Source organism: Streptomyces sp. NPDC016309, from assembly GCF_043077235.1.
In the GTDB taxonomy this organism is placed as follows: domain Bacteria; phylum Actinomycetota; class Actinomycetes; order Streptomycetales; family Streptomycetaceae; genus Streptomyces.
Map to the genome: position 1 here is coordinate 372,980 of NZ_JBIBSG010000007.1, position 22,071 is coordinate 395,050.

Sequence of the window (22,071 nt, forward strand, 5' to 3'; positions counted from 1 at the left end):
TCTAACATTTGGTGAGTGCCGCGCTCATATGCAACCGCCGTCCCACCCGTGAGTGCGCTCCTGCGCCGCTACGACGACCCGGGCGAGCCCCTGTCCTGCGAACCGGTCACCCAGGGCCTCCTCAACCGCGGCTACCGCCTCGCCACCACCCGCGGCGCGTACTTCCTCAAACAGCACCTGGACGCCCCCACCGCCGACCGCGCCACCATCGTCCGCCAGCACCGCGCCACCCAGCGGCTGCACGACCTCGGCGTCCCCGTCGCCCCGCCGCTGCCCGACGCCGGGGGCGACACCGTCGCCGAGATCGACGGCCGCTGCTACGCCCTGCACCCCTGGATCGAGGGCCGGCACCGGGCCGGCGCCCAGCTCACCACCACCGGCTCCGCCCGTCTGGGCGCGCTGTTAGGCCTGGTGCACACCTGCCTGGAGCAGGTCATGGAGCCGCACGCGGGCCGTCGGCACAGCAGCGCCGACCCGGAGGAGACCTTCCGGGTCATCGACCGGCTCCTGGCCCTGGCCCGGGCCCGCCGGCCCCGGGACGCCTTCGACGAGCTCGCCGAACACCGGCTGCTGGAGCGGCGGCGGCTGCTGGCCGACCACTCGCACCGGCGTCCGCCCCCGGCGTCCGCGGGCGGCTGGGTGCACGGGGACTTCCACCCGCTGAACCTGCTCTACCGGGGCGCCGAGCCCGCCGCGATCATCGACTGGGACCGGCTCGGGGTGCAGCCGCGGGCGGAGGAGGCGGTACGGGCGGCCGCGATCTTCTTCGTGGAGCCGGCCGGCGGCCTGGAGCTGGCCAAGGTACGCGCGTACGCCCGGGCGTACCGGCGGGCGGCCGGGGCCGACCCGGCCGAGCTGGCCGCGGCGGTGCACCGGGTGTGGTGGGAGCGGCTGAACGACTTCTGGATACTGCGCTGGCGCTACCAGCTCCACGACGGCAGGGCCGACCCGCAGTTCCCCGCGGCGTCGGCCCTGGCGGTGTGGTGGACGAGGGAGTACGAGGCGGTCCACGACGCCTTCACCGGCTGAGCGTCGCTCCGGAGCCCCCGGAGCCCCCTGAGCACGTACGGGGCTCCCGGGGCGCCCCGGGGGCGTGCGCCGCCCCGGGAAGCGCGGCGGCCCGAGCGCGCGGTGCGCCCGGGCCGGGGCGGGCGGTCAGGCGCCGCCGACGCCCGTGGTGGTCGCGCCCTGGTCGGTGGTCCCGCTGGTGGTGCCGCCCTGGTCGGTGGTCCCGCTGGTGGTACCGCCCTGGTCGGTGGTGCCACTGGTGGTACCACCCTGATCGGTACCGCCGTCGGTGGTGCCGCCCTGGTCCGTACCGCCGTCCGTGGTACCGCCCTGGTCGGTGCCCTCGGTGGTGCCGCCCTGGTCCGTACCGCCGTCCGTGGTACCGCCCTGGTCGGTGCCCTCGGTGGTGCCGGGGGTCGACGGCGTACCGCCGGTGGGAGGCGGCGGGTTGTCGGTCCGGGGCTGCGAGGGCGTGTCAGGGTTCTGGTTGCCCCAGTTGCCGCCGCTGTTGCCGTTGCCGCCCGAGGAGCCGCCCGGGTCCTCTGTCTGCTCGTCGGTCTTCTCGTCGGACGGCGAGGGGCTGGTGGTGTCCCCCGTCTTGGACGGCGCCGTGGTGGCCGGCGGCTTCTGGTTGCCGTCGTCGGACGGCTTCTTGGTCTGGTCGAGCGCGTACGCCACACCCGCCACGATCGCGATCAGCGCGAGCGCCGCGAACAGCCACATCTTGCCGCGCCCGCTCCGGTGCCCCTGCCCGCCGTCGTACGCGTACGCGCCGTCGTCCGGGTTCGGCGGCGGCAGGATCGCGCCCTGCGAGGTGTCGCCGTGCATCGGGTGGCCCATCGCGGTGGTCGCCGCGACGCCGCCGGCCGGTGTGCGGCCGCCTTCGTGCATCTCGACCGGCCCGGTGTTCCAGGTGCCGGTGTGGCTGCCCTGCTGCTGGAGCATCTGGAGCCCGTACTGGACCAGACCGCGCATCTCCTCCGCGCTCTGGAACCGGTCGTCCGGGTCCTTGGCGAGGGCGCGCATGGCCAGGCCGTCGAGCTCCGGCGGGGCGACGTCGGAGACCTCGGACGGCGGGACGGGGATGTCCTGGACGTGCTGGTAGACCACCGACAACGGTGTCTCGCCGGTGAAGGGCGGGCGCAGCGCCAGCAGCTCGTACAGCAGGCAGCCGGTGGCGTACAGGTCCGAGCGGTGGTCGACGGCCTTGCCGAGGGCCTGCTCGGGCGAGAGGTACTGGGGGGTGCCCATGACCATGCCGGTCTGGGTCATGGTCGACTGCGCGCCGTGCAGGGCGCGCGCGATGCCGAAGTCCATCACCTTGACCGCGCCGCTGTGCGTGATGATCACGTTCGCGGGCTTGATGTCGCGGTGCACGATGCCGTGCTGGTGCGAGTAGGCGAGCGCCTCCAGGACCCCGGAGACGATGATCAGCGCCTGCTCCGGCGGCGGTGCCTCCGCGTTGACCAGCAGGTCGCGGATGGTGCGGCCCTCGACGAGCTCCATCACGATGTACGGCACGGACTGGCCGTTCACCACGTCCTCGCCGGAGTCGTACACGGCGACGATGGCGTGGTGGTTCAGCCCGGCGACCGACTGGGCCTCGCGGGTGAAGCGGGCCTTGGAGACCGGGTCCTCGGCGAGGTCCGCGCGCAGCAGCTTCACGGCCACGGTGCGGCCCAGCCGTACGTCCTCGGCCGCGAACACCTCGGCCATGCCGCCCCGGCCGAGACGGTGGGTCAGCCGGTAGCGGCCGTCTCCGACGAGTCCGCCGGCGCCCCACTCAGCGGACTCCGGCACCCCGCCGCCGCCTGCCTCGGATTCGGATGCCATCAGTCCTCGCCGTCGTTTCTGTCCGCGTGCTGTGCGCGTGCGGTGTGCCGCCGTGTCTTAAGGGGTACTACGTCACGTCACGCTACAGCCTTCGCGCGCCGCGCCGGTCCGGGATTGACCGGCCATCCAACCGCTTCCCCGTACGCCTGTGCAAATCTCCCGCGCTTTCCATGGCGGTCGGGTACGGGTCCGGTAACGCTTCCGAGACGCTTCTTGTGCGTACGGTCACGGATCGGGCACCCGGCTTGACGTGTCACTGCCCTCGGGCAGACTTGGCCCGTAAAAACCGGATCACCGCGATTCACCGCGACCACCAGGGACGCGCGCGCACGGGGGAGCAAGACATGAGCCAGGACGGCGCACAGGGCCGCTATGCGGGCGGCTCGGTGGCGAACGGCCGGTACCAGCTTCGCGACCTGCTCGGCGAGGGCGGCATGGCGTCCGTGTATCTGGCGTACGACAGTGCGCTGGACCGGCAGGTCGCCATCAAGACGCTGCACACCGAGCTGGGGCGCGAGCAGTCGTTCCGCGAGCGCTTCCGCCGTGAGGCGCAGGCGGTCGCCAAGCTTCAGCACACCAACATCGTGTCGGTGTTCGACACCGGCGAGGACGACCTCGGCGGCTCGCTGATGCCGTACATCGTCATGGAGTACGTGGAGGGCCGGCCGCTCGGCTCGGTGCTCCAGGCGGACATCCAGGCGTACGGCGCGATGCCGGCCGACAAGGCCCTCAAGGTGACCGCCGACGTGCTCGCCGCCCTGGAGACCAGCCACGAGATGGGCCTGGTCCACCGGGACATCAAGCCGGGCAACGTGATGATGACCAAGCGCGGGGTCGTCAAGGTCATGGACTTCGGCATCGCGCGCGCCATGCAGTCGGGCGTCACGTCGATGACGCAGACCGGCATGGTCGTCGGCACCCCGCAGTACCTGTCGCCCGAGCAGGCGCTGGGGCGGGGCGTGGACGCCCGCTCGGACCTGTACTCGGTCGGCATCATGCTGTTCCAGTTGCTGACCGGGCGGATCCCGTTCGACGCGGACTCGCCGCTGGCCATCGCGTACGCCCATGTCCAGGAGGAGCCGGTCGCGCCGTCCTCCATCAACCGGTCGATCACGCCGGCGATGGACGCGCTGGTGGCGCGTGCGCTGAAGAAGAACCCGAACGAGCGCTTCCCGAGCGCGGCCGCCATGCGCGACGAGTGCCTGCGGCTGCTGTCGGCGGGCCAGGGCCAGACGGGTGCCCCGGTGATCGTGCAGGGCGCGCCGCACGCCAACAGCGGCGCGGGCGTGGGCTCGGCGGTCTTCCCGCCGGTCGACCACACCACCCCGGCGCCCGGGCCGCAGAGCGTCCAGACGCCGTACCAGCCGCCCTACGGCACCCCGGCGCCGGCGCCCTCCTACGGCTACCCGCAGCAGCCGGCCCCCGCGTACCAGACGCCCGGCCCGCACGCCCCCGGCCCGCACACCCCTGGCCCGCACACGCCGGCACCGGCGTACACGATGTCCCCGCAGACCGCCCAGGGGCCGCGTAACGGCGGCAAGAGCAACACCCCGGTGGTCGTGGGCGCGATCGCGGTCGCGCTGCTCGTCGTCGGCGGCCTCGTCGCCGCGATCAGCCTGAGCGGCAGCGACGACGACCCGGGCGGCACGCAGGCGGGCGGCGGCGGCGCGAGCCGGTCGGCGGCGGCCGACCCCGCCTCCGGCGGCGAGCACAAGCCCCCGGAGCGCAACCGCACGATGGAGACCACCAAGTGCACGGACGCCTCGGAGGACACCGACGACCCGTCGAAGGTCCAGGCCCCGAGCTTCACGTACAAGGACGTCATCTCCGTCAAGAGCTGCCTCCAGGCGGCGGGCTGGAAGTACACGATCAAGGAAGTGGACGACCCGCAGTACGCCGAGGACCAGGTGATCTCGCAGTTCCCGACGGAGGGGACGGCCGTGGTTCCCGGCAACCAGACCTTCGAACTGACCGTCGCCACGGGTGACCCGGGTCAGTGACGCAGCGGTGAGCCGCAGGTGCGGGCCGGGAGCCGCCGACGGGCGGTGACCGTTCCCCACCGAGCCGGTGGGCGGCGGCCGACCGTTTCCCCGCCGAGCCGGTGGGCGGGGGTGACGGTTTCGCCGCCGAGCCGGTGGGCGGGGGTCCGCGGGGGCGGGTCCGCCCGGCGTAACTCCTGTGGGTGGCTGTGGTGGCGCCCGGGATGCCGCTGCGCGGTCGCCGTGTGACGCTGAGTGCGTTGTGGGGCCGGAACGCTCGGCTCCTGGCGGCTCGGTACGGGAGGGGGTCACCCGGTGGCTCCAAGGCTCTGCTCACGGTGTGCGACGGCGGTCGCGGCGCTGCTGCTGGCCGCGTCCTTCCTGTGGGGCGCCCCGGCCGCGTACGCGGAGGAGACCGACCCCGCCCTCGATCCGGTGGCCGGGCTCGTCCCGCCGCCCGGGGACGAGGGCAGCCCCAGCCCGTCCGCCGGCGTTCCCTCGCTGTCCCCCTCGGCCTCCCGGTCCGCCGCCGGGGCCGATACCGCGCCCGGATCGGTCGCCGGACCCACCCGTCACGCCCCCGCCTCGCCGTCACTGGCCGGGCGGCCGGCCGGGGAGGGGCGGCAGCGGCCCGGACGGCCCGCGTCGCCGTCCGCGTCGCCGTCCGGTGACGTGTCGCCGGGGCCGTCGGCCGGCACGGCACGGCCCCCGCGTACCAAAACGGCAACAGCGCCGGGGCTGCCCCAGGGCCGGGAGACGGAGGCCGAAGCGGTACCGGAGGAGGAGTCCCCGGCCGCCACCGACACGCCGCACTCGCCGCCCGCCGCCGCGTACGAGCCCGCCGCGCAGACCGCCGGCACCCTCGCTGACCGGCAGATTCCGGTGCTCACCCTGGGCGTCGGACTGGCCATGATGGGGCTCGGCCTGGGCTTCCTCGGGCTGCGCATGAGGCGCCGCTGACTCCTCGTCGTCCCCCTCACGACGGATCCCGCGGGTCCCTCTCAGGACGCTTGTCGGGCTCGGCATACTCGGTATACATACTGAGTATGTCCATCCGCCACGGGCTTCTCGCCCTTCTCGAACGCGGCCCGCGCTACGGCTCCCAGCTCCGTACGGAGTTCGAGTCGCGCACCGGCTCGACCTGGCCGCTCAACGTCGGCCAGGTCTACACGACGCTCAGCCGGCTGGAGCGTGACGGCCTGATCGAGGAAGGCGGCGAGGACGAGGCGGGGCACGCGCTGTACGCCATCACCGACGCCGGCCGGGAAGAACTCAGGGTCTGGTTCGAGAAGCCGGTCGACCGGACCAGTCCCGCCCGGGACGAACTGGCGATCAAGCTCGCCATGGCGGTCGGCGCCCCCGGCGTCGACATCCGCGACGTCATCCAGTCCCAGCGCCGCCACACCATCAAGGCGATGCAGGACTACACGCGCCTTAAGGCGCAGGCCCTCGCCGCCCTGGAGAGCGGGGCGGCGCGGGAACGGGACGACGTGGCGTGGCTGCTGGTCCTGGAACAGCTCATCTTCCAGACGGAGGCCGAGGCGCGGTGGCTCGACCACTGCGAGGCCCGCCTGATCCGGCTCTCGGCCGTCGCCCACCGGAGCGGCGCCGGGGCCGGTGCGGCCGGCGACACTCCCGCCCGGGCCGTACCCCCGCACGTGCCCGGACCGGCCCGCACGGCCTCCCGCCCGGGCCCCTGACCCACCGGGGCCACCGGGCGGAGCCCGTGCGCCCGACCCGGCGGGGCCCGTACGCCCGACCCGGCGGGGCCACCGGCCCCATCCGACCCGTCCGACCTCACCAGCCCCACCCGCCCCGCCCGCCCCAGGGGGACCTGACCGTCCCGCCCTGGCACCGCATCACCCGCACATCCGCTCCGTACGCCCGTCTCCGTACGCGTACGCCCAAGGGGGGACCCCTCTCCATGTCAGAACGCTCTTCGCAACAGCCCCCGCAGCCCGTTCTGCAACTCCAGAACCTGACCCGCGTCCATGGGTCCGGAGCCACGGAGGTGCACGCCCTGCGCGGCATCGACCTCGCTGTCTTCCCCGGCGAACTGGTCGCCGTCATGGGCCCCTCGGGCTCCGGCAAGTCGACCCTGCTCACGATCGCGGGCGGGCTGGACACCCCCAGCTCCGGCCGGGTGATCGTGGAGAACACGGACATCACCGCCGCCGACCGCAAGACGCTCGCCGCCCTCCGCCGCCGCAGCATCGGGTACGTCTTCCAGGACTACAACCTCATCCCGGCGCTCACCGCCGCCGAGAACGTCGCCCTGCCCCGTGAACTGGACGGCACCTCCGCCCGCAAGGCGCGGCGCGAGGCGATCGCGGCACTGGAGGAGATGGACCTCGGCCACCTCGCCGACCGGTTCCCCGACGAGATGTCCGGTGGTCAGCAGCAGCGCGTGGCGATAGCGCGGGCGCTGGTCGGTGACCGGCGGCTGGTGCTGGCCGACGAGCCGACCGGCGCCCTGGACTCCGAGACGGGCGAGTCGGTGCTGGCGCTGCTGCGGGCGCGCTGCGACGCGGGCGCGGCGGGCGTGCTGGTCACCCACGAGCCCCGGTTCGCCGCCTGGGCCGACCGGGTGGTGTTCCTGCGGGACGGCGCGGTCGTCGACCAGACCATGCGCAGCGACGCCGACTCCCTGCTCACGGGGCAGGCGGCCGAGCGGTGAACAACTGGTTCCACTCGTGGCGCGCGGCGGTGCGCATCGCCCGCCGTGACGCCTGGCGCTACAAGGGCCGCAGCTTCCTCGTCCTGGCGATGATCGCCCTGCCCATCCTCGGCGTGAGCGCGGCCGATCTGACCGTCCGCAGCTCGGAGCTGTCCACCGAGGAGCAGCTTGCCCGGTCGATCGGTGCCGCCGACGCCCGGATCATCGACCCGCACTACGGCGGCGTGCCGATCCTCCAGCACCCGGTGCGCGAGGACTCGATGCCGGTGGGCGACTACGAGGACAAGCCGTGGCCCGACGGGGACACGGACGTCACCAAGGTCTTCCCCGCCGGTGCCACCGTGCTGGAGGACTCGGTCGGTGCGGGCAAGCTGCGCACCACCCACGGGCTGCTCCAGACGGAGATCCGCGAGCTCAAGGCGTCCGACCCGGTCGCCCGGGGCGTCATGTCCCTCCAGGCCGGACGGTTCCCGCAGAAGGCGGACGAGGTCGCCGCGACGACGCACTTCCTGGAGTCCAGCGGTCTGGGCATCGGCTCGACCGTCGCCGCCCGGGGTCTCGACCGCGAGTACCGGATCGTCGGCTCCTACGAGCTCCCCGACGAGCTCGCCGGTGACCAGGTCAACGCCCTCCCGGGCGCCTTCCTCGACCCGCTCGGCAAGGCGCTGGAGGCGGCCGGGCTGCCCGGCACCGACAAGAGCACCAGCCATCTGCTGGCCCTCCCCCGTTCGGCGGGCGGCGACGGTTTCACGTGGAACATGGTCAAGGAGGCGAACGCCAAGGGCGTCATGGTGGTGTCGCGGGCCGTCGCCCTCGCCCCGCCGGCCGACTCCGACGTACCGCTGTTCCAGCAGGACGGCTGGGGCGACTACGGCGACAGTCCGGCCGCCGAGGCCGCCGCGCTCGCTGCCGCCGGAACCGTCGTCGGCCTCGCGATGCTGGAGATCTGTCTGCTGGCCGGTCCCGCCTTCGCCGTGGGCGCCCGCCGTTCGCGGCGCCAGCTCGGGCTGGTGGGGGCCAACGGTGGCGACCGCCGTCACATCCGGGCGATCGTCCTGGCCGGCGGCCTGGTGATCGGCGTCGCCGCGGCGGTCGTCGGCACGGTGCTCGGACTGGTCCTGACCTTCGCGCTCCAGCCGGTGCTGGAGGACTACATGGGCAAGCGCTTCGGCGCCTTCGACGTCCGGCCGCTGGAACTGCTCGGCATCGGGCTGCTCGCCGTGCTGACCGGACTGCTGGCCGCCGTCGTGCCCGCCGTCACCGCCTCCCGCCAGACGGTGCTCGCCTCGCTCACCGGCCGGCGTGGGGTGCGCCGCAGCAGCCGTGTGCTCCCGGTGGTCGGTCTGGTCGCCGCCCTGCTGGGCGCCGCGATCGCCCTGTACGGGTCCGTCGTCACGGACCAGTTCATCATCGTCGCGGGCGGCAGCGCCCTGGCCGAGCTGGGTGTCGTCGCGATGACGCCCGCCCTGGTGGGCCTGTTCGGGCGCGCCGGCCGCTGGCTGCCGCTGTCGCCGCGGCTCGCGCTGCGGGACGCGGTGCGCAACCGGGGCCGCACGGCTCCGGCCGTCGCCGCCGTGCTGGCCGCGGTCGCGGGCACGGTCGCCGTGGCCACGTACCAGGCGAGCGACGACGCCCAGCAGCGCGCGGCGTACGAGGCCCGGCTGCCGCACGGCGCGGTGTCCCTGACGATCGGCGAGGGTGGCGGCCGGGACGTCCCGGCCGTGCGCGACGCGGTGCAGAAGAACCTGCCCGTCGACGTCCGGGCCGACGTGGACCGGATCGTGGTGGGCAGGACCACCTGCGAGATGTACGGGAGCGGGGACGGCTGCGGCACGCACGAGGTCGTCATCCCCAAGGCCAACATGTGCCCCCTGTGGGTGCAGACGTCCGACGGTTCGGACCCGGCCGAGAAGTACACCAAGGCCGAACGCCGCAAGCTCGCCCAGGACTGGCGCTGCAAGGAAATGCCGAACACGGCCTACACCGAGAGCGGTCTGGTCGTCGCCGACGCCACGCTGCTGAAGGTGCTGGAGATCAAGGACCCGGCGGCCGCGAAGGCCCTGGCCGAGGGCAAGGCCGTGTCCTTCTCCCGCACCCTCGTCGACACCCGGGGCAAGCTGTCCGTCAAGCTGGTCACCGACCGGGCCAAGGCGGACGAGGCCCTGGCCCAGGGCAAGGAGGCACCGGGGGCGGTGAAGTCGTTCGACGCCTACCAGGTCGCCCCGGGGACCGAGGCGTACGGCCTGGCGGGCATCCTGCCGCCGGCCGCGGCCAAGGCGGCGGGCATCACGACGGTGCCGTTCGGCGCGTACTTCTCGACCGACCGGATGCCGAGCACGGAGCAGCGCCAGAAGCTCGACGAGGAGCTCGCCAAGACGGGCGCCAGTGTCGACCTCCATGTCGAGGAAGGGTTCGTCAGCAAGAACAGCATCGTGCTGCTGGCGCTGACCGTCTTCGCCGGCCTGATCACCATCGGTGCGGCCGGTATCGCCACCGGTCTCGCCCAGGCGGACGCCGAGGCCGATCTGAAGACCCTGGCCGCGGTGGGCGCGCCGCCGCGCGTGCGCCGGACGCTGAGCGGCTTCCAGTGCGGGGTGGTCGCCGTGATGGGTGTGCTGCTCGGATCGGCGGCGGGCGTGCTGCCGGCGGTCGGGCTGCGACTGACCGAGCGGCGCCAGCAGATGAGCTGGTACGAGACGGTACTGGACCGGGGCGGCCTGCTCGACGTCCCGCAGGTGCCGATCATCGTCCCCTGGGGGACGCTGGCCGCGCTGCTGGTCGCCGTCCCGGTGGGCGCCGCGCTCCTCGCGGCCCTGGTGACCCGTTCCCGTGGCGCGGTGGCCCGCCGCGCGGCCACGTAACGGCCCGAACGGGCGGTTGTGCCCCCGTACGAGGGTGGATCACCCGCGTACGGGGGCAGACCATGTGATGACGCATCTGTGCGAGAGAATGGCTGGCATGGAGATGCCGAGGAATGAACGGTCGCACGAGAACCCTCACGTCCTGGTCGTAGGACAGGACGGGCTGGCTCTCGGCGGCGGTGACGGTGACGACGAGTCGCGCGAGGTCCCGGTGACGGAGATGGTCGAACAGCCCGCCAAGGTCATGCGCATCGGCAGCATGATCAAGCAGCTTCTGGAGGAAGTTCGCGCGGCACCCCTCGACGAGGCCAGCCGGGTACGCCTGAAGGAGATTCACGCCAGCTCGGTGAAGGAGCTGGAGGACGGTCTGGCGCCGGAACTGGTGGAGGAACTCGAGCGGCTCTCCCTGCCCTTCACCGACGAGGCCATCCCCTCCGAGGCGGAACTGCGGATCGCGCAGGCGCAGTTGGTGGGCTGGCTGGAGGGGCTGTTCCACGGCATCCAGACGGCGCTGTTCGCCCAGCAGATGGCGGCCCGCGCCCAACTGGAGCAGATGCGGCGGGCGCTCCCCCCGGGCGCGCCGATCGATGACGACGACGACGGACGCGGCCACGGCGCCATCCGCTCCGGGCCGTACCTGTAGGGCGTGCGGCGGGACGGGGCCCGGGCGGGCCCGCACGTCCCCCGGCGGCTGACCGAGGCCCGGCGCACCTGGTGCGCCGGGCTTCGGCGTACGGCCGGGGGGTGGCCCGGCCCCGGTGTCAGGCGGCCGGGGTGGTCAGCAGGACCTTGCCGATGTGGGAGCTCTCCTCCAGGGTCCGGTGCGCCTGCGGGGCGTCCGGCATGGGGAAGGTGCGGTCCACCACGGGGCGGACCGTCCCCGCCCCGATCAGCGGCCAGACGTGCTCGCGTACGGCCGCGATGATCGCCGTCTTCTCGGCCGGCGGCCGCTTCCGCAAGGAGGTCGCGGTGACCGCCGCGCGCTTGTCCAGCAGGGCGCTCAGGTCCAGCTCGGCCTTCCGGCCGCCCTGGAGGCCGATCACCGCGAGCCGTCCGTTCACGGCGAGCGCCCGTACATTCCGCTCCAGGTACTTGGCGCCCATGATGTCGAGGATGACGTCCGCGCCCACCCCGTCCGTCGCCTTGTGGAGCTCCTCGACGAAGTCCTGCTCGCGGTAGTCGATCAGGATGTCCGCGCCCAGCTCGGCGCAGCGCGCCAGCTTCTCCGGGCCGCCGGCCGTGACCGCGACCCGGGCGCCCACGGCCTTGGCGAGCTGGACGGCCATGGTGCCGATGCCGCTCGCGCCGCCGTGCACCAGCAGGGTCTCGCCCGGCCGCAGGTGGGCCACCATGAAGACGTTCGACCAGACGGTGGCGGTGACCTCGGGCAGGGCCGCGGCCGTCACCAGGTCCACGCCGTCCGGAACGGGCAGGAGCTGCCCGGCCGGGACGGCGACCTTCTCCGCGTAACCGCCTCCCGCGAGCAGCGCGCACACCTCGTCGCCGACGGCCCACCCGGTGACGCCGGGCCCGGTCGCCGCGATCCGGCCGGAGCACTCCAGGCCGGGGTACGGGGACGCACCGGGCGGCGGGTTGTAGAAGCCCTGCCGCTGGAGGAGGTCGGCGCGGTTGACGGCGCTCGCCGCCACCTCGACGAGGACCTCGCCCTCGCCGGGCACGGGATCGGGCACCTCTGCCCAGACGAGCGCCTCGGGACCACCTGGCTCGGGAATCGTGATCGCATGCATGGCCGCGAGGCTACTCCGGCGCCGTGCCGAGCGACGGCCCGCTGTTCGCCCGCACGATCGTGATCAGACGGTCCGTCAACTGGAGCGGGCTGGCGGCCGGATCGTCGTAGCCGAGCAGCCGGTGGCCGCGCAGCACGCTGATCACCAGGTCTTCCGTCTCGCGGACGTTCTTGCCCACCTCGGACTTTATGACCGGCCGTTCGATGAGGTCCAGGCCGCTGCCCTGCTGGATCAGGTCCTCCATCACCGTGCCCGCGCTGGGGCTCAGCACGGACAGGCCCAGCAGCCGGCCCGCCGCACTGGCGCTGGTGATCACGGCGTCCGCGCCGGACTGGCGCAGCAGGGGGGCGTTCTCCTCCTCCCGCACGGCCGCGACGATCTTCGCCCCGCGATTGAGCTGGCGTGCCGTCAGGGTGACCAGGACGGCGGTGTCGTCGCGCTGGGTGGCGATGACGATCTGCCGGGCGCGCTGCACTTCGGCCCGCAGCAGTACGTCGCTGCGGGTGGCGTCCCCGACCACGCCCGTGAACCCGTCCGCGTTCGCCGCCTCGACCACCTTGCTGCTCGGGTCGACGATGACGGTCTGGTCCTTCTTCAGACCGGTGGCGCACAGCGTCTGGAGCGCGGACCGGCCCTTGGTACCGAAGCCGATGATGACGGTGTGGTCACGCAAGGTGGACCTCCAGCGGTTGAGCCGCCACTCCTCACGGGTCCTTTGGGTGAGGACTTCGAGGGTGGTACCGACCAGGATGATCAGGAACAGCACGCGCAGCGGGGTCACCAGCAGCACGTTCACCAGGCGCGCGCTGTCGCTGTGCGGAACGATGTCGCCGTAGCCCGTCGTCGACAGGGTCACGGTCGCGTAGTAGACGGCGTCGAGGAAGCTGACGGTCCCGTCGGCGTTGTCGTGGTAGCCGCCGCGGTCGGCGTAGACGATGAGGACGGTCAGCAGGAGGACGCACAGCGCCATCAGCAGCCGTGCGCCGACCTGCCGGAGGGGCTTCTGAACGATCGGGTTCGGCAGCCGGATCTGGCCGCCGACGAGATGCTCGTCGGCCCGCCGGGCCATCGCGTCCTGGCCGGGCAGTTTCACGTGAAACACCCCTCGTTGCTCGTCGCCGCCCAGGGCAGGGCGAGGATGTCCAGCGGGTCTCCGGCCCGGGCGCCGCCGGGCGGGACGACCGCGAGTCCGTCCGCCGCCGCGATCCCCCGCAGCATGGCCGGGCCGTTGTAGTGCAGCGGTACGACCTGCGCGGCAGCGGGTCCGCCCGGCCGGCCGGTGCCGTGGCCGGGGGCGTCCGTCCGGCCGTGGCCGGGGGCGGAGGCGGGTGCGTGCCGGACCGGGACGAGCCGGGTGTCGTGCGGGTGGCCGTGCACCGCGTCCCGCACGACGGCCCGGTACGGGGTGGGGGCGCCGCGTCCGGCGAGCGTGCGCAGCAGCGGCTCGGCGAGGGTGAGCAGTCCGGAGACGGCCGCGAGCGGGTTGCCGGGCAGGCCGACGAGGTACCTGGCCGGGGTCAGCCGGGCCAGCAGCATCGGGTGCCCGGGGCGGACCTTCACCCCGTCGACCAGCAGTTCGGCGCCGGCCTTGCGGAGGACGGGGTGGACGTGGTCGACGGGGCCCGCGGCGGTGCCTCCGGTGGTGATCACCACGTCCGCCGTGGAACCGGTCACCGCCGCGTGGAGGTCGTCGGCGTCGTCGCCGACGCGCCGGGTCACGCCCACGTCCGCGCCAAGCGCGGTGAGCCAGGGCGCGAGCATGGGGCCGAGGGCGTCGCGGATGAGCCCGTCGTGCGGAAGGCCCGTGGTGAGGAGTTCGTCGCCCAGGACCAGGACGTCGACGCGGGGGCGTTCGACGGTGAGCAGGTCGTCGTACCCGGCGGCCGCGGCCAGCCCGACGACGGCGGGCGTGACGGTCGTCCCGGCGGGCAGCAGTTGGTCGCCGGAGCGGCACTCCTGGCCGCGCGGCCGGATGTCCTGCCCGTGCGTCGCCTCGCGCCGGGCGTGCAGCTGGCCGGCCGTGTCCGTGCGGGAGTGCTCGCTGCGGACCACCGCGGTGGCGCCGGGCGGGACGCGGGCGCCGGTGGCGATGCGTACCGCCTCGCCGTCGGGGAGCGGGGAGGCCGGGGCGTGGCCCGCCAGGACGGAGTCGCCCTCCCGGACGCGCCAGGGGCCGGGGCCGGCGACGGCCCACCCGTCCATGGCGGAGGTGTCGAACGACGGCAGGTCGGTGAGGGCGGCCAGGGGCTGGGCGAGCACACCGCCCAGTGCCTGCCCGAGGGCCACCCGCCGTGTCGGAGCGGGGCGCGCGGCGCCCAGCCGGGCGGCGAGGGACCGGGCGTCGGCCCAGGGGGTGGCGCGGTGCCGCTCCTGTTCCGGGGCCCGGGGCGCGGGTCCGACCAGGGCGAGCGCTTCGTCGACGCCGTCGACCTCCGGGTCGGTCATCCCGCGCCTGTCCCGCTGCCGGTGCCGGGACCGGTCGCCTCACCGGCGCCGCCGGCGGTCTCGCCGGCCCAGCGGTCGGCGAGGGCGGACGCCTTGCGGGCGGCGTCGGCCACGGCCCGGGAGACGGCCTCGGGGCCGCTCGCCGCGGCCCGCGCGGCCGCGTAGCCGACCAGGAAGGTGGTGAGCGGTGCGGCGGGCCGGGCGACGCCGTGCGCGGCGTCACGGGCCAGGTCGAGCAGGACGCCGGTGTCGACGTCCAGTTCGATGCCGAGCTCGTCCTTGACTGCGGTGATCCATTCGTCCAGCACGTTCCCATGCTCCCTGATCGTGGCCCGGGCGGTGGCGATGTCTTCCCAGGTGTCGCAGTCGAAAGAGGCGAGGGGTCCGGCGGGGATCCGGAGGAGGTCCAGTTCCTGGACGAGCAGCCGCAGCGGCAGGCCGGTCAGATTGCCGTGCTCGGCGGCGAGGAGGGCGAGTTCGCGGCGCAACGGCTCCGTGCGGTAGGCGGCGACGAGCGGCTGGTCGCGGCCGTCCGGGTCCACCGACAGCACGCCCTCGGCGGTGCCGCCGTCGAGCGCGGCGGCGAGCGTGCGCACCCCGCCGTCCCGGAGGAACGGCAGGTCGCCGCTGAGGACGACCACGGTCTCGGCCTCCACGTGCCGCAGCCCGGCCGCCAGCGCGGCCAGCGGGCCGCTGCCGGGCGGCTCCTCGCGGGCCCACACCACCGGGCGCACGGTGGGCCGCCGGCCGCCCACGACCACGGTGCGTCCGGCCTCGCGGCAGGCCGACAGCACCCGGTCGAGCAGGGGCCGTCCGCCGACGCTCACGCCGGGCTTGTCCACGCCGCCGAGCCGCCTGGCGGCGCCCCCGGCGAGCACGACGACGTCAAATGGGGTCACGGCACCAGTATCCCCAGGCGGTGGCCGCCGTCCGCCGCCGGGGCGGCCCGGGGCCGGGGGCTCAGGCCCCCGGCCCGGACCGATGGGCCGTCAGAGCGTCCGCAGCAGCACCGCCGGCTGCTCCACGCAGTCCGCCACGTAGCGGAGGAAGCCGCCCGCCGTCCCTCCGTCGCACACCCGGTGGTCGAAGGTCAGCGAGAGCTGGACGACCTGCCGGACGGCCAGTTCGCCGTTGTGCACCCACGGCTTGGGAATGATCCGGCCGACGCCCAGCATCGCCGCCTCGGGGTGGTTGATGATCGGCGTCGAGCCGTCGACCCCGAACACGCCGTAGTTGTTCAGCGTGAACGTCCCGCCGGTCAGGTCGGCGGGCGTCAGCGTGCCCGCCCTGGCCGCCTCCGTCAGGCGGGCGAACTCCGCCGTGAGGGACTCCGCCGTGCGGCCGTGGGCGTCCCGGACGACCGGCACGACCAGGCCGCGGTCGGTCTGCGCGGCGAAGCCCAGGTGCACCTCGGGCAGGCGCACGATCTCCCGCGCGGCCATGTCCACCCGGGAGTTGAGCTCGGGGTGACGGGCGAGCGCGGCGGTGCAGATGCGGGCGAGGAGGGCCAGCAGGGAGACCTTGGGGCCCCCGGCCGCGTTCATCGCGGCCCGTGCGGCCATCAGCTCGGTCGCGTCCGCGTCCACCCAGCACGTGGCGTCGGGGATCTCGTTCCGGCTGCGGGTCAGCTTGTCGGCGACCGCGCCGCGCACGCCGCGCAACGGGATCCGCTCACCGGCGCCGGCACCGGTCCGCGCCGCCACCGGTGCGGGGACGGCCGCGGGCGCGGGCGCGGCGGCGGCCTCGGTGACCGCCCGCTCCACGTCGGCGCGCAGGATCAGCCCCTCGGGTCCCGACCCGCGCAACTGCCGCAGGTCGACGCCCTTCTCCCGGGCCAGCTTCCGCACGAGCGGTGAGATCACCGGGACCGGGCCGTCGGCGGCCGCGGGGCTCACGGGTGCGGGCGCCGCCGCCGGTGCCGTGAGGACCGCCCGCGCGGGCGCGGCGGGGGCCGGAGCGACGGGGGCCGTCTCCCTGCGCACCCGTCGCCTGCGGGCCGCGGGGGCGGCCGTGCCGTACCCCACGAGCACGTTCCCGGAGCCCTCGGCGGAGGCACCGGAAGCACCGGAGGACGCCGCTCCGGACGCCGCCGGCGAACCCGAGCCACCCGTTGCACCCGAGGCAGCGGAGCTGTCCGGGGACGCGGACGCGGAGGCGCCGGCGACCCCGGACGCGCCCGGGGAGCCGTCCGGCGCGGACGTCGCGCCCACCGCCACGGTCAGCAGGGGGGCGCCGACGGGCAGCTCCGTGCCCTCCTCGCCGTACCGCGCGGTGACCACGCCCCCGTAGGGGCACGGCACCTCGACCATGGCCTTGGCCGTCTCGACCTCGACCACCGGCTGGTCGATGGCGACGACGTCCCCGACGTCCACCAGCCAGCGCACGATCTCCGCCTCGGTCAGGCCTTCGCCGAGGTCCGGCAGCTTGAACTCCAGCACCTGGGCCATCAGCTCTGTGCCTCCCACTGCAGTCGCGCCACGGCGTCCAGGATCCGGTCCACGCCCGGCAGGTGGTGCCGCTCCAGCATCGGCGGCGGGTAGGGGATGTCGAAGCCGGCCACCCGCAGCACGGGCGCCTCCAGGTGGTGGAAGCACCGCTCGCCGACACGGGCGGCGATCTCCCCGCCCGGCCCGCCGAAGCCGGACGACTCGTGGACCACGATCGCCCGCCCGGTGCGCCGCACCGACGCGCAGACCGTCTCGTCGTCGAAGGGCACCAGCGACCGGAGGTCGACGACCTCCAGGTCCCAGCCCTCCGCCTGCGCGGCCTCGGCGGCCTCCAGGCAGACGGGCAGGGACGGCCCGTACGTGATGAGGGTGGCGCTGCGGCCGGTCCTGCGCACCACCGCCCGCCCTATCGGCTCGACCGGGTCGGGTGCTTCGGGCGACCACTGGGCCTTCGACCAGTACAGCCGCTTCGGCTCCAGGAAGACGACCGGGTCGTCGGAGGCGATGGCCGCCCGCAGCAGCCCGTAGGCGTCGGCGACCGTCGCGGGCGTGACGACATGGAGCCCCGGAGTCGCCATGTAGTACGCCTCGGACGAGTCGCTGTGGTGCTCGACGCCGCCGATCCCGCCGCCGTACGGCACACGCACCACGATGGGCAGCGGCATCGCGCCCCGGGTGCGGTTGCGCATCTTGGCGACATGGCTGAGGAGCTGCTCGAACGCGGGGTAGGCGAAGGCGTCGAACTGCATCTCGACGACCGGCCGCAGCCCGTACATCGCCATGCCGACGGCCGTGCCGAGGATGCCCGCCTCGGCGAGGGGCGTGTCCGTGCAGCGGTCCTCGCCGAACTCCTTGGCGAGCCCGTCGGTCACCCGGAAGACGCCGCCGAGCGTGCCGACGTCCTCTCCCATGACGTGGACCGTCGGGTCCTCTGCCATGGCGTCGCGCATGGCGCGCTGGAGGGCCTGCGCCATGGTGGCGGGCTTGGCCGCGGGCTTGGTCACCGCGTTGGCCACGGTCGTCATCAGGCATCACCCTCGGCGTCGAGCTCGGCACGCAGCTGGGCGGCCTGCTCGCGCAGTTGTGCGGTCTGCTCGGCGTAGACGTGCGCGAACAGGTCCATCGGGTCGAGTTCGGCGTCCGCGTTCATCCGCTCCCGCAGCCGCGCGGCCATCGTCTCGGCGTCCTCGGCCGCCTGCCGCACACCCTCCTCGTCGAGGAGGCCGCGCTCGGTCAGCTCGCGCTCCAGCAGCCGGATCGGGTCGTGGGCCCGCCAGGCCTCCACCTCGCCGTCGCCCCGGTACCGGGTGGCGTCGTCGGCGTTGGTGTGGGCGTCGATGCGGTAGGTCACGGCTTCGACGAGCGTGGGACCGCCGCCGCGCCGGGCCTTGGCGACCGCCTCGGAAAGCACCTGGTGCACGGCCGCCGCGTCATTGCCGTCGACCAGCCGGCCCGGCATGCCGTACCCCACGGCCTTGTGGGCCAGGGAGGGTGCGGCGGTCTGCTTGGCGAGCGGCACGGAGATCGCGAAGCCGTTGTTCTGCACGAGGAAGACCACCGGGGCCTGCCACACGGCCGCGAAGTTCAGCGCCTCGTGGAAGTCGCCCTCGCTGGTGCCGCCGTCGCCGACCAGGGCCAGGGCCACCACGTCGTCGCCCTTGAGACGGGCCGCGTGCGCCAGGCCCACCGCGTGCGGCAGCTGGGTGGCGAGCGGGGTGCTCAGCGGCGCGATCCGGTGCTCGTGCGGGTCGTAGCCGGTGTGCCAGTCGCCACGGAGCAGGGTGAGGGCCTGGACGGGGTCGAGGCCCCGCGCCACGGCGGCGAGGGTGTCCCGGTACGACGGGAAGAGCCAGTCCCGGTCCTCCAGCACCAGGGCGGCGGCGACCTCGCACGCCTCCTGGCCGGTGCTCGACGGGTAGACCGCCAGCCTGCCCTGCTTGGTGAGGGCCGTCGCCTGCGTGTTGTACCGGCGGCCGCGCACCAGCTCGGCGTACAGCCGGCGCAGCAGCTCGGGCGGGAAGCCGGCCGCGGCGTCCGTGCCCAGCACCCGGTACGGCTCGGGGTCCGGGAGCAGCGGTGCGGGGTCGGTACGCGGCTTCCACGCCGGCGGCGGGGTGGGCCGGTAGGGGGCGGCACCGGGCAGCTCTTGGACCGTCATGACAGCACCTCCTCATGGGAGCGGGCATAAGACCCGAAGGGCGGCGCGACTGTGACGCGCCTCACCTACCGATTGTTCGGTCGTGGCGGCATTTTGGCTACAGGCGCCTTCGGTCTGTGGACAAACGGTTCTCCACAGCCTGGGATAGAGACAGGTCGTCCATGGAGGAGAGGCGGGGGGACGTGGGAGCTGAACAAATGGCCGACGGCAGGGAGCAGGGGCAGCCGGCCGGTGAACACCAGGTGGCGCCGCGGCCGCTCGACGCGATCGACCGCGACATCCTCCGCATCCTCCAGACGGACGGCCGCGCCTCGATACGCTCCGTGGCCGATCGCGTCCATGTGTCACGCGCCAACGCGTACGCGCGGATCAACCGGCTCATCGAGGATGGGGTGATCCGGGGTTTCAGCGCCCGCGTGAACCACGAGCGGGCGGGTCAGGGCGCCTCCGCGTACATCACGCTCAAGATCGTCCAGAATTCCTGGCGCACGGTCCGCGAGCAGCTCCAGGCGCTGCCGGGGGCGGCGCATATCGCCCTGGTGAGCGGGGACTTCGACGTGCTGCTGCTGGTGCACACGCCGGACAACCGCACGCTGCGGGAGCTGGTGCTGACCAAGCTCCAGGCGATTCCGGAGGTGCTGTCCACACGCACGCTGCTGGTCTTCGAGGAGACCGACCTCAACCGGCGGGCCCTGACCGACGAGGTCTGAACCGGGCGGGGCCGGTGCGTTCCCCACGCCCCGGCCCCCGCCCGGCCGGTACCGGGCGGTCAGCGGCTGGTGCGCAGCCCGTCGAAGGCCAGGTGGACCACGGTGTCCACGACCTGCCGGCGCTCGGCCTCGCCCCCCGGCTGGGGCCGGTACCACTCCACCAGGGAGTTGACCATGCCGAAGAGCAGCCGGGTGGCCAGCCGTATGTCCACGTCCGCGCGCAGGTCGCCGTCGGCGGCGGCCGCCTTGAGCAGGTCGGCGACGCGGTGGTCGAACTCGCGGCGGCGCTCCAGGGCCCACCGCTCGGTCTTGGTGTTGCCCCGTACGCGCAGCAGCAGCGTCACGTACGGCAGCTCGTCCATCAGGACCTCGACGGTGCGCCGGGTGACGTACTCGACCTGCTCGATGGCCCGTCCGCCGGTGGCGCCCGGCTCGTCGAGGACCGCGAAGAGGCCGTCGAGCGCCCGGCTGACGGCCCGGCGCAGCAGCTCCTCCTTGCCCGCCACATGGTGGTAGATCGAGGACTTGGAGATGCCGGCCGCCTTGGAGAGGTGCTCCATGGAGGTGCCGTCGTAGCCGCGCTCGTTGAAGACCCGGACGGCGACGGAGAGCAGGGTCTCGGGGGTGTAGGTGTCCCGCTTGGCGGTGGTCATCGGCTGTCCCGGTCCTTCGTCATGGCCCGCGCGTCCCGCACGGCGCGCTCCTCGTACTGGCGGCGCATGACGCCGAGGCAGGGTGCGTAGCGGCCGGCCGGGTAACGCGTGTGGAGGGCGTCGAGCAGATCGGCGACCTTCTCGTAGCCGAGCAGGGCCGCCCACTCGAAGGGCCCGGCGGGGTAGTTCACGCCGAGGCGCATGGCGGTGTCGATGTCCTCGGCCGAGGCGACGCCGCGGTCGGCGGCGTCCACGGCGAGGTCGACCAGCATCGCGACGGTACGGGCGACGATCATGCCCGGGACGTCGCCGATCACGGTGACGTCCTTGCCGAGGGCCTGGAAGAGGCCGACGGCCTCCTGGAGGGTCTCGGGCGAGGTGGTCGGGGCGGTGGCGAGAGCGATCCGGGTGGCGGTCGTGTAGTCGTGGGCGAGGTCGAAGTAGATGATCTCCTCGCCCTCGTACTCGAAGACCGCTTCGCCGTCCGCGAGGGTGAGGTGACCGCCGCCCGGCAGGAGGATGTGGTTGCCGCGCTTGTGGCGCCGGACCTTGATGCCCGCTTCCTCGATCATGCCGACGAGCGGCTCGGCGTGGCCGAGGGTGCCGTGGACGCCGATTTTCACGGGCGCGGGGGCGGGGGCCTCGGTGCGGGGTGCGGGCCGCTCGGCGCCGTCGGCGTACGCGTACCAGCCCCGGCCCGTCTTGCGGCCCAGGCGCCCCGACTCGACCAGGCGCCGCTGCGCGAGCGAGGGGGTGAACTTCGGGTCCTGGTGGAAAGCGTCCCAGACGGACCGGGTAACGGCCTCGTTGACGTCCTGTCCGATCAGGTCGGTCAGCTCGAACGGGCCCATCCGGAAACCGCCGCACTCGCGCAGGACGGCGTCGATGGTGGCGGGGTCGGCGGCCCGCTCCTCGTACAGGCGCAGCGCCTCGGCGTAGAAGGGGCGGGCGATGCGGTTGACGATGAAGCCGGGGGTGTCGGCGCAGCGCACCGGTGTCTTCCCCCACTCGGCGGCGGTGGCGTACGCGCGCGTGGCGGCCCCTTCGTCGGTGGCGAAGCCGCTGACGACCTCGACGAGCGGGAGGAGCGGCGCGGGGTTGAAGAAGTGGAGGCCGACGAACCGGCCGGGTTCGCGCAGCGGCCCGGCGATGGCGGTGACGGACAGGGAGGAGGTGTTGGTGGCGAGCAGGCAGTCGTCGGCGACGATCTTCTCCAGCTCGGTGAACAGCTCCTGCTTGACGGAGAGCCGTTCCACGACCGCCTCGATCACCAGAGCGGCGTCGGCGAGGTCGGCGAGGCTCTCGGCCGGGTGGAGGCGGCCGGCCGCCGCGTCCCGCTCCCCGGGCGACATCCGGCCCTTCTCGACGAGCCGGCCGAGCCGTGCGGTGATCGCCTCGGCGGCCTCGTGGGCACGGCCGGGCACGGTGTCGTGGAGGCGTACCGGGTGGCCCGCGACCAGCGCGACCTGTGCGATCCCCTGCCCCATCGTGCCGGTGCCCACGACGGCGACGGTACGGCTCCGCTCGATGGCCATGTTGTCGGTCATGACAG

The 22,071-nt window shown here is 73.9% G+C and carries 18 protein-coding genes; 8 read left to right on the forward strand and 10 right to left on the reverse strand.

Annotated features, from left to right (window positions below; genetic code table 11):
• Positions 1 to 15 precede the first annotated feature (15 nt).
• Positions 16 to 1,029 (forward strand): phosphotransferase, encoded by a 1,014-nt coding sequence (locus ACF068_RS20320; protein ID WP_392275636.1) that lies wholly within the window; start codon positions 16 to 18, stop codon positions 1,027 to 1,029.
• 126 nt (positions 1,030 to 1,155) lie between these two features.
• Here the strand turns inward: ACF068_RS20320 and ACF068_RS20325 are convergent, their stop codons facing one another.
• Entirely contained in the window at positions 1,156 to 2,841 is a 1,686-nt protein-coding gene (locus ACF068_RS20325; RefSeq protein ID WP_392275637.1) for a protein kinase, read from the reverse strand.
• 344 nt (positions 2,842 to 3,185) lie between these two features.
• Here ACF068_RS20325 and ACF068_RS20330 point away from each other — a divergent pair, with 344 nt between their 5' ends.
• The 6 genes from ACF068_RS20330 to ACF068_RS20355 all read left to right on the forward strand — a co-directional run bounded on the left by ACF068_RS20330 (position 3,186) and on the right by ACF068_RS20355 (position 11,001).
• Positions 3,186 to 4,841 (forward strand): protein kinase, encoded by a 1,656-nt coding sequence (locus ACF068_RS20330; RefSeq protein ID WP_392275638.1) that lies wholly within the window; start codon positions 3,186 to 3,188, stop codon positions 4,839 to 4,841.
• A 294-nt stretch (positions 4,842 to 5,135) separates the two neighbouring features.
• Positions 5,136 to 5,780 (forward strand): hypothetical protein, encoded by a 645-nt coding sequence (locus ACF068_RS20335; protein WP_392275639.1) that lies wholly within the window; start codon positions 5,136 to 5,138, stop codon positions 5,778 to 5,780.
• Between the two features lie 86 nt (positions 5,781 to 5,866).
• Positions 5,867 to 6,520, forward strand: a complete 654-nt coding sequence (locus tag ACF068_RS20340) for a PadR family transcriptional regulator (RefSeq protein ID WP_392275640.1) — start codon at positions 5,867 to 5,869, stop codon at positions 6,518 to 6,520.
• A gap of 224 nt (positions 6,521 to 6,744) precedes the next feature.
• Complete coding sequence (locus ACF068_RS20345) at positions 6,745 to 7,497, forward strand: ABC transporter ATP-binding protein (RefSeq protein WP_392275641.1); 753 nt, start codon at positions 6,745 to 6,747, stop codon at positions 7,495 to 7,497.
• On the forward strand, positions 7,494 to 10,358 hold the full coding sequence (locus ACF068_RS20350; RefSeq protein ID WP_392275642.1) for an FtsX-like permease family protein: 2,865 nt from the start codon (positions 7,494 to 7,496) through the stop codon (positions 10,356 to 10,358). Before ACF068_RS20345 ends, ACF068_RS20350 begins: the two co-directional genes overlap by 4 nt.
• Before the next feature lie 97 nt (positions 10,359 to 10,455).
• Positions 10,456 to 11,001, forward strand: a complete 546-nt coding sequence (locus ACF068_RS20355; protein WP_392275643.1) for a bacterial proteasome activator family protein — start codon at positions 10,456 to 10,458, stop codon at positions 10,999 to 11,001.
• A gap of 118 nt (positions 11,002 to 11,119) precedes the next feature.
• Here the strand turns inward: ACF068_RS20355 and ACF068_RS20360 are convergent, their stop codons facing one another.
• The 7 genes from ACF068_RS20360 to pdhA form a co-directional block, all read right to left on the reverse strand.
• Positions 11,120 to 12,106, reverse strand: coding sequence for an NAD(P)H-quinone oxidoreductase (locus ACF068_RS20360; RefSeq protein ID WP_392275644.1), 987 nt, complete (start codon positions 12,104 to 12,106; stop codon positions 11,120 to 11,122).
• Positions 12,107 to 12,116: 10 nt separating this feature from the next.
• On the reverse strand, positions 12,117 to 13,199 hold the full coding sequence (locus ACF068_RS20365) for a potassium channel family protein (RefSeq protein ID WP_392275645.1): 1,083 nt from the start codon (positions 13,197 to 13,199) through the stop codon (positions 12,117 to 12,119).
• The gene (locus ACF068_RS20370; RefSeq protein WP_392275646.1) at positions 13,196 to 14,551 is read right to left on the reverse strand and encodes a molybdopterin molybdotransferase MoeA; all 1,356 of its coding nucleotides are present in this window, start codon (positions 14,549 to 14,551) and stop codon (positions 13,196 to 13,198) included. The genes ACF068_RS20365 and ACF068_RS20370 overlap by 4 nt, the downstream gene beginning before the upstream one ends.
• A complete protein-coding gene (locus tag ACF068_RS20375; RefSeq protein WP_392275647.1) occupies positions 14,548 to 15,450 on the reverse strand; it encodes an NTP transferase domain-containing protein in 903 nt (300 codons plus the stop codon). Before ACF068_RS20375 ends, ACF068_RS20370 begins: the two co-directional genes overlap by 4 nt.
• A 90-nt stretch (positions 15,451 to 15,540) precedes the next feature.
• The gene (locus ACF068_RS20380; RefSeq protein ID WP_392275708.1) at positions 15,541 to 16,998 is read right to left on the reverse strand and encodes a dihydrolipoamide acetyltransferase family protein; all 1,458 of its coding nucleotides are present in this window, start codon (positions 16,996 to 16,998) and stop codon (positions 15,541 to 15,543) included.
• Positions 16,998 to 18,023, reverse strand: a complete 1,026-nt coding sequence (locus tag ACF068_RS20385) for an alpha-ketoacid dehydrogenase subunit beta (protein ID WP_392275648.1) — start codon at positions 18,021 to 18,023, stop codon at positions 16,998 to 17,000. Before ACF068_RS20385 ends, ACF068_RS20380 begins: the two co-directional genes overlap by 1 nt.
• Positions 18,023 to 19,156, reverse strand: coding sequence for a pyruvate dehydrogenase (acetyl-transferring) E1 component subunit alpha (gene pdhA, locus ACF068_RS20390; RefSeq protein ID WP_392275649.1), 1,134 nt, complete (start codon positions 19,154 to 19,156; stop codon positions 18,023 to 18,025). The genes ACF068_RS20385 and pdhA overlap by 1 nt, the downstream gene beginning before the upstream one ends.
• Before the next feature lie 197 nt (positions 19,157 to 19,353).
• Between pdhA and ACF068_RS20395 the strand changes: the two genes are divergently transcribed.
• Positions 19,354 to 19,866: an Lrp/AsnC family transcriptional regulator gene (locus tag ACF068_RS20395; RefSeq protein ID WP_392275709.1), complete on the forward strand. Its 513-nt coding sequence runs from the start codon at positions 19,354 to 19,356 to the stop codon at positions 19,864 to 19,866.
• A 59-nt stretch (positions 19,867 to 19,925) separates the two neighbouring features.
• Here ACF068_RS20395 and ACF068_RS20400 read toward each other — a convergent pair whose 3' ends face one another.
• Together ACF068_RS20400 and ACF068_RS20405 are read right to left on the reverse strand one after the other, a co-directional pair.
• Positions 19,926 to 20,519 carry a TetR/AcrR family transcriptional regulator gene (locus tag ACF068_RS20400; protein ID WP_392275650.1) on the reverse strand — a complete coding sequence of 198 codons (594 nt, stop codon included), beginning with the start codon at positions 20,517 to 20,519 and terminating at the stop codon, positions 19,926 to 19,928.
• The gene (locus tag ACF068_RS20405) at positions 20,516 to 22,066 is read right to left on the reverse strand and encodes a 3-hydroxyacyl-CoA dehydrogenase (RefSeq protein ID WP_392275651.1); all 1,551 of its coding nucleotides are present in this window, start codon (positions 22,064 to 22,066) and stop codon (positions 20,516 to 20,518) included. Before ACF068_RS20405 ends, ACF068_RS20400 begins: the two co-directional genes overlap by 4 nt.
• Positions 22,067 to 22,071 lie beyond the last annotated feature (5 nt).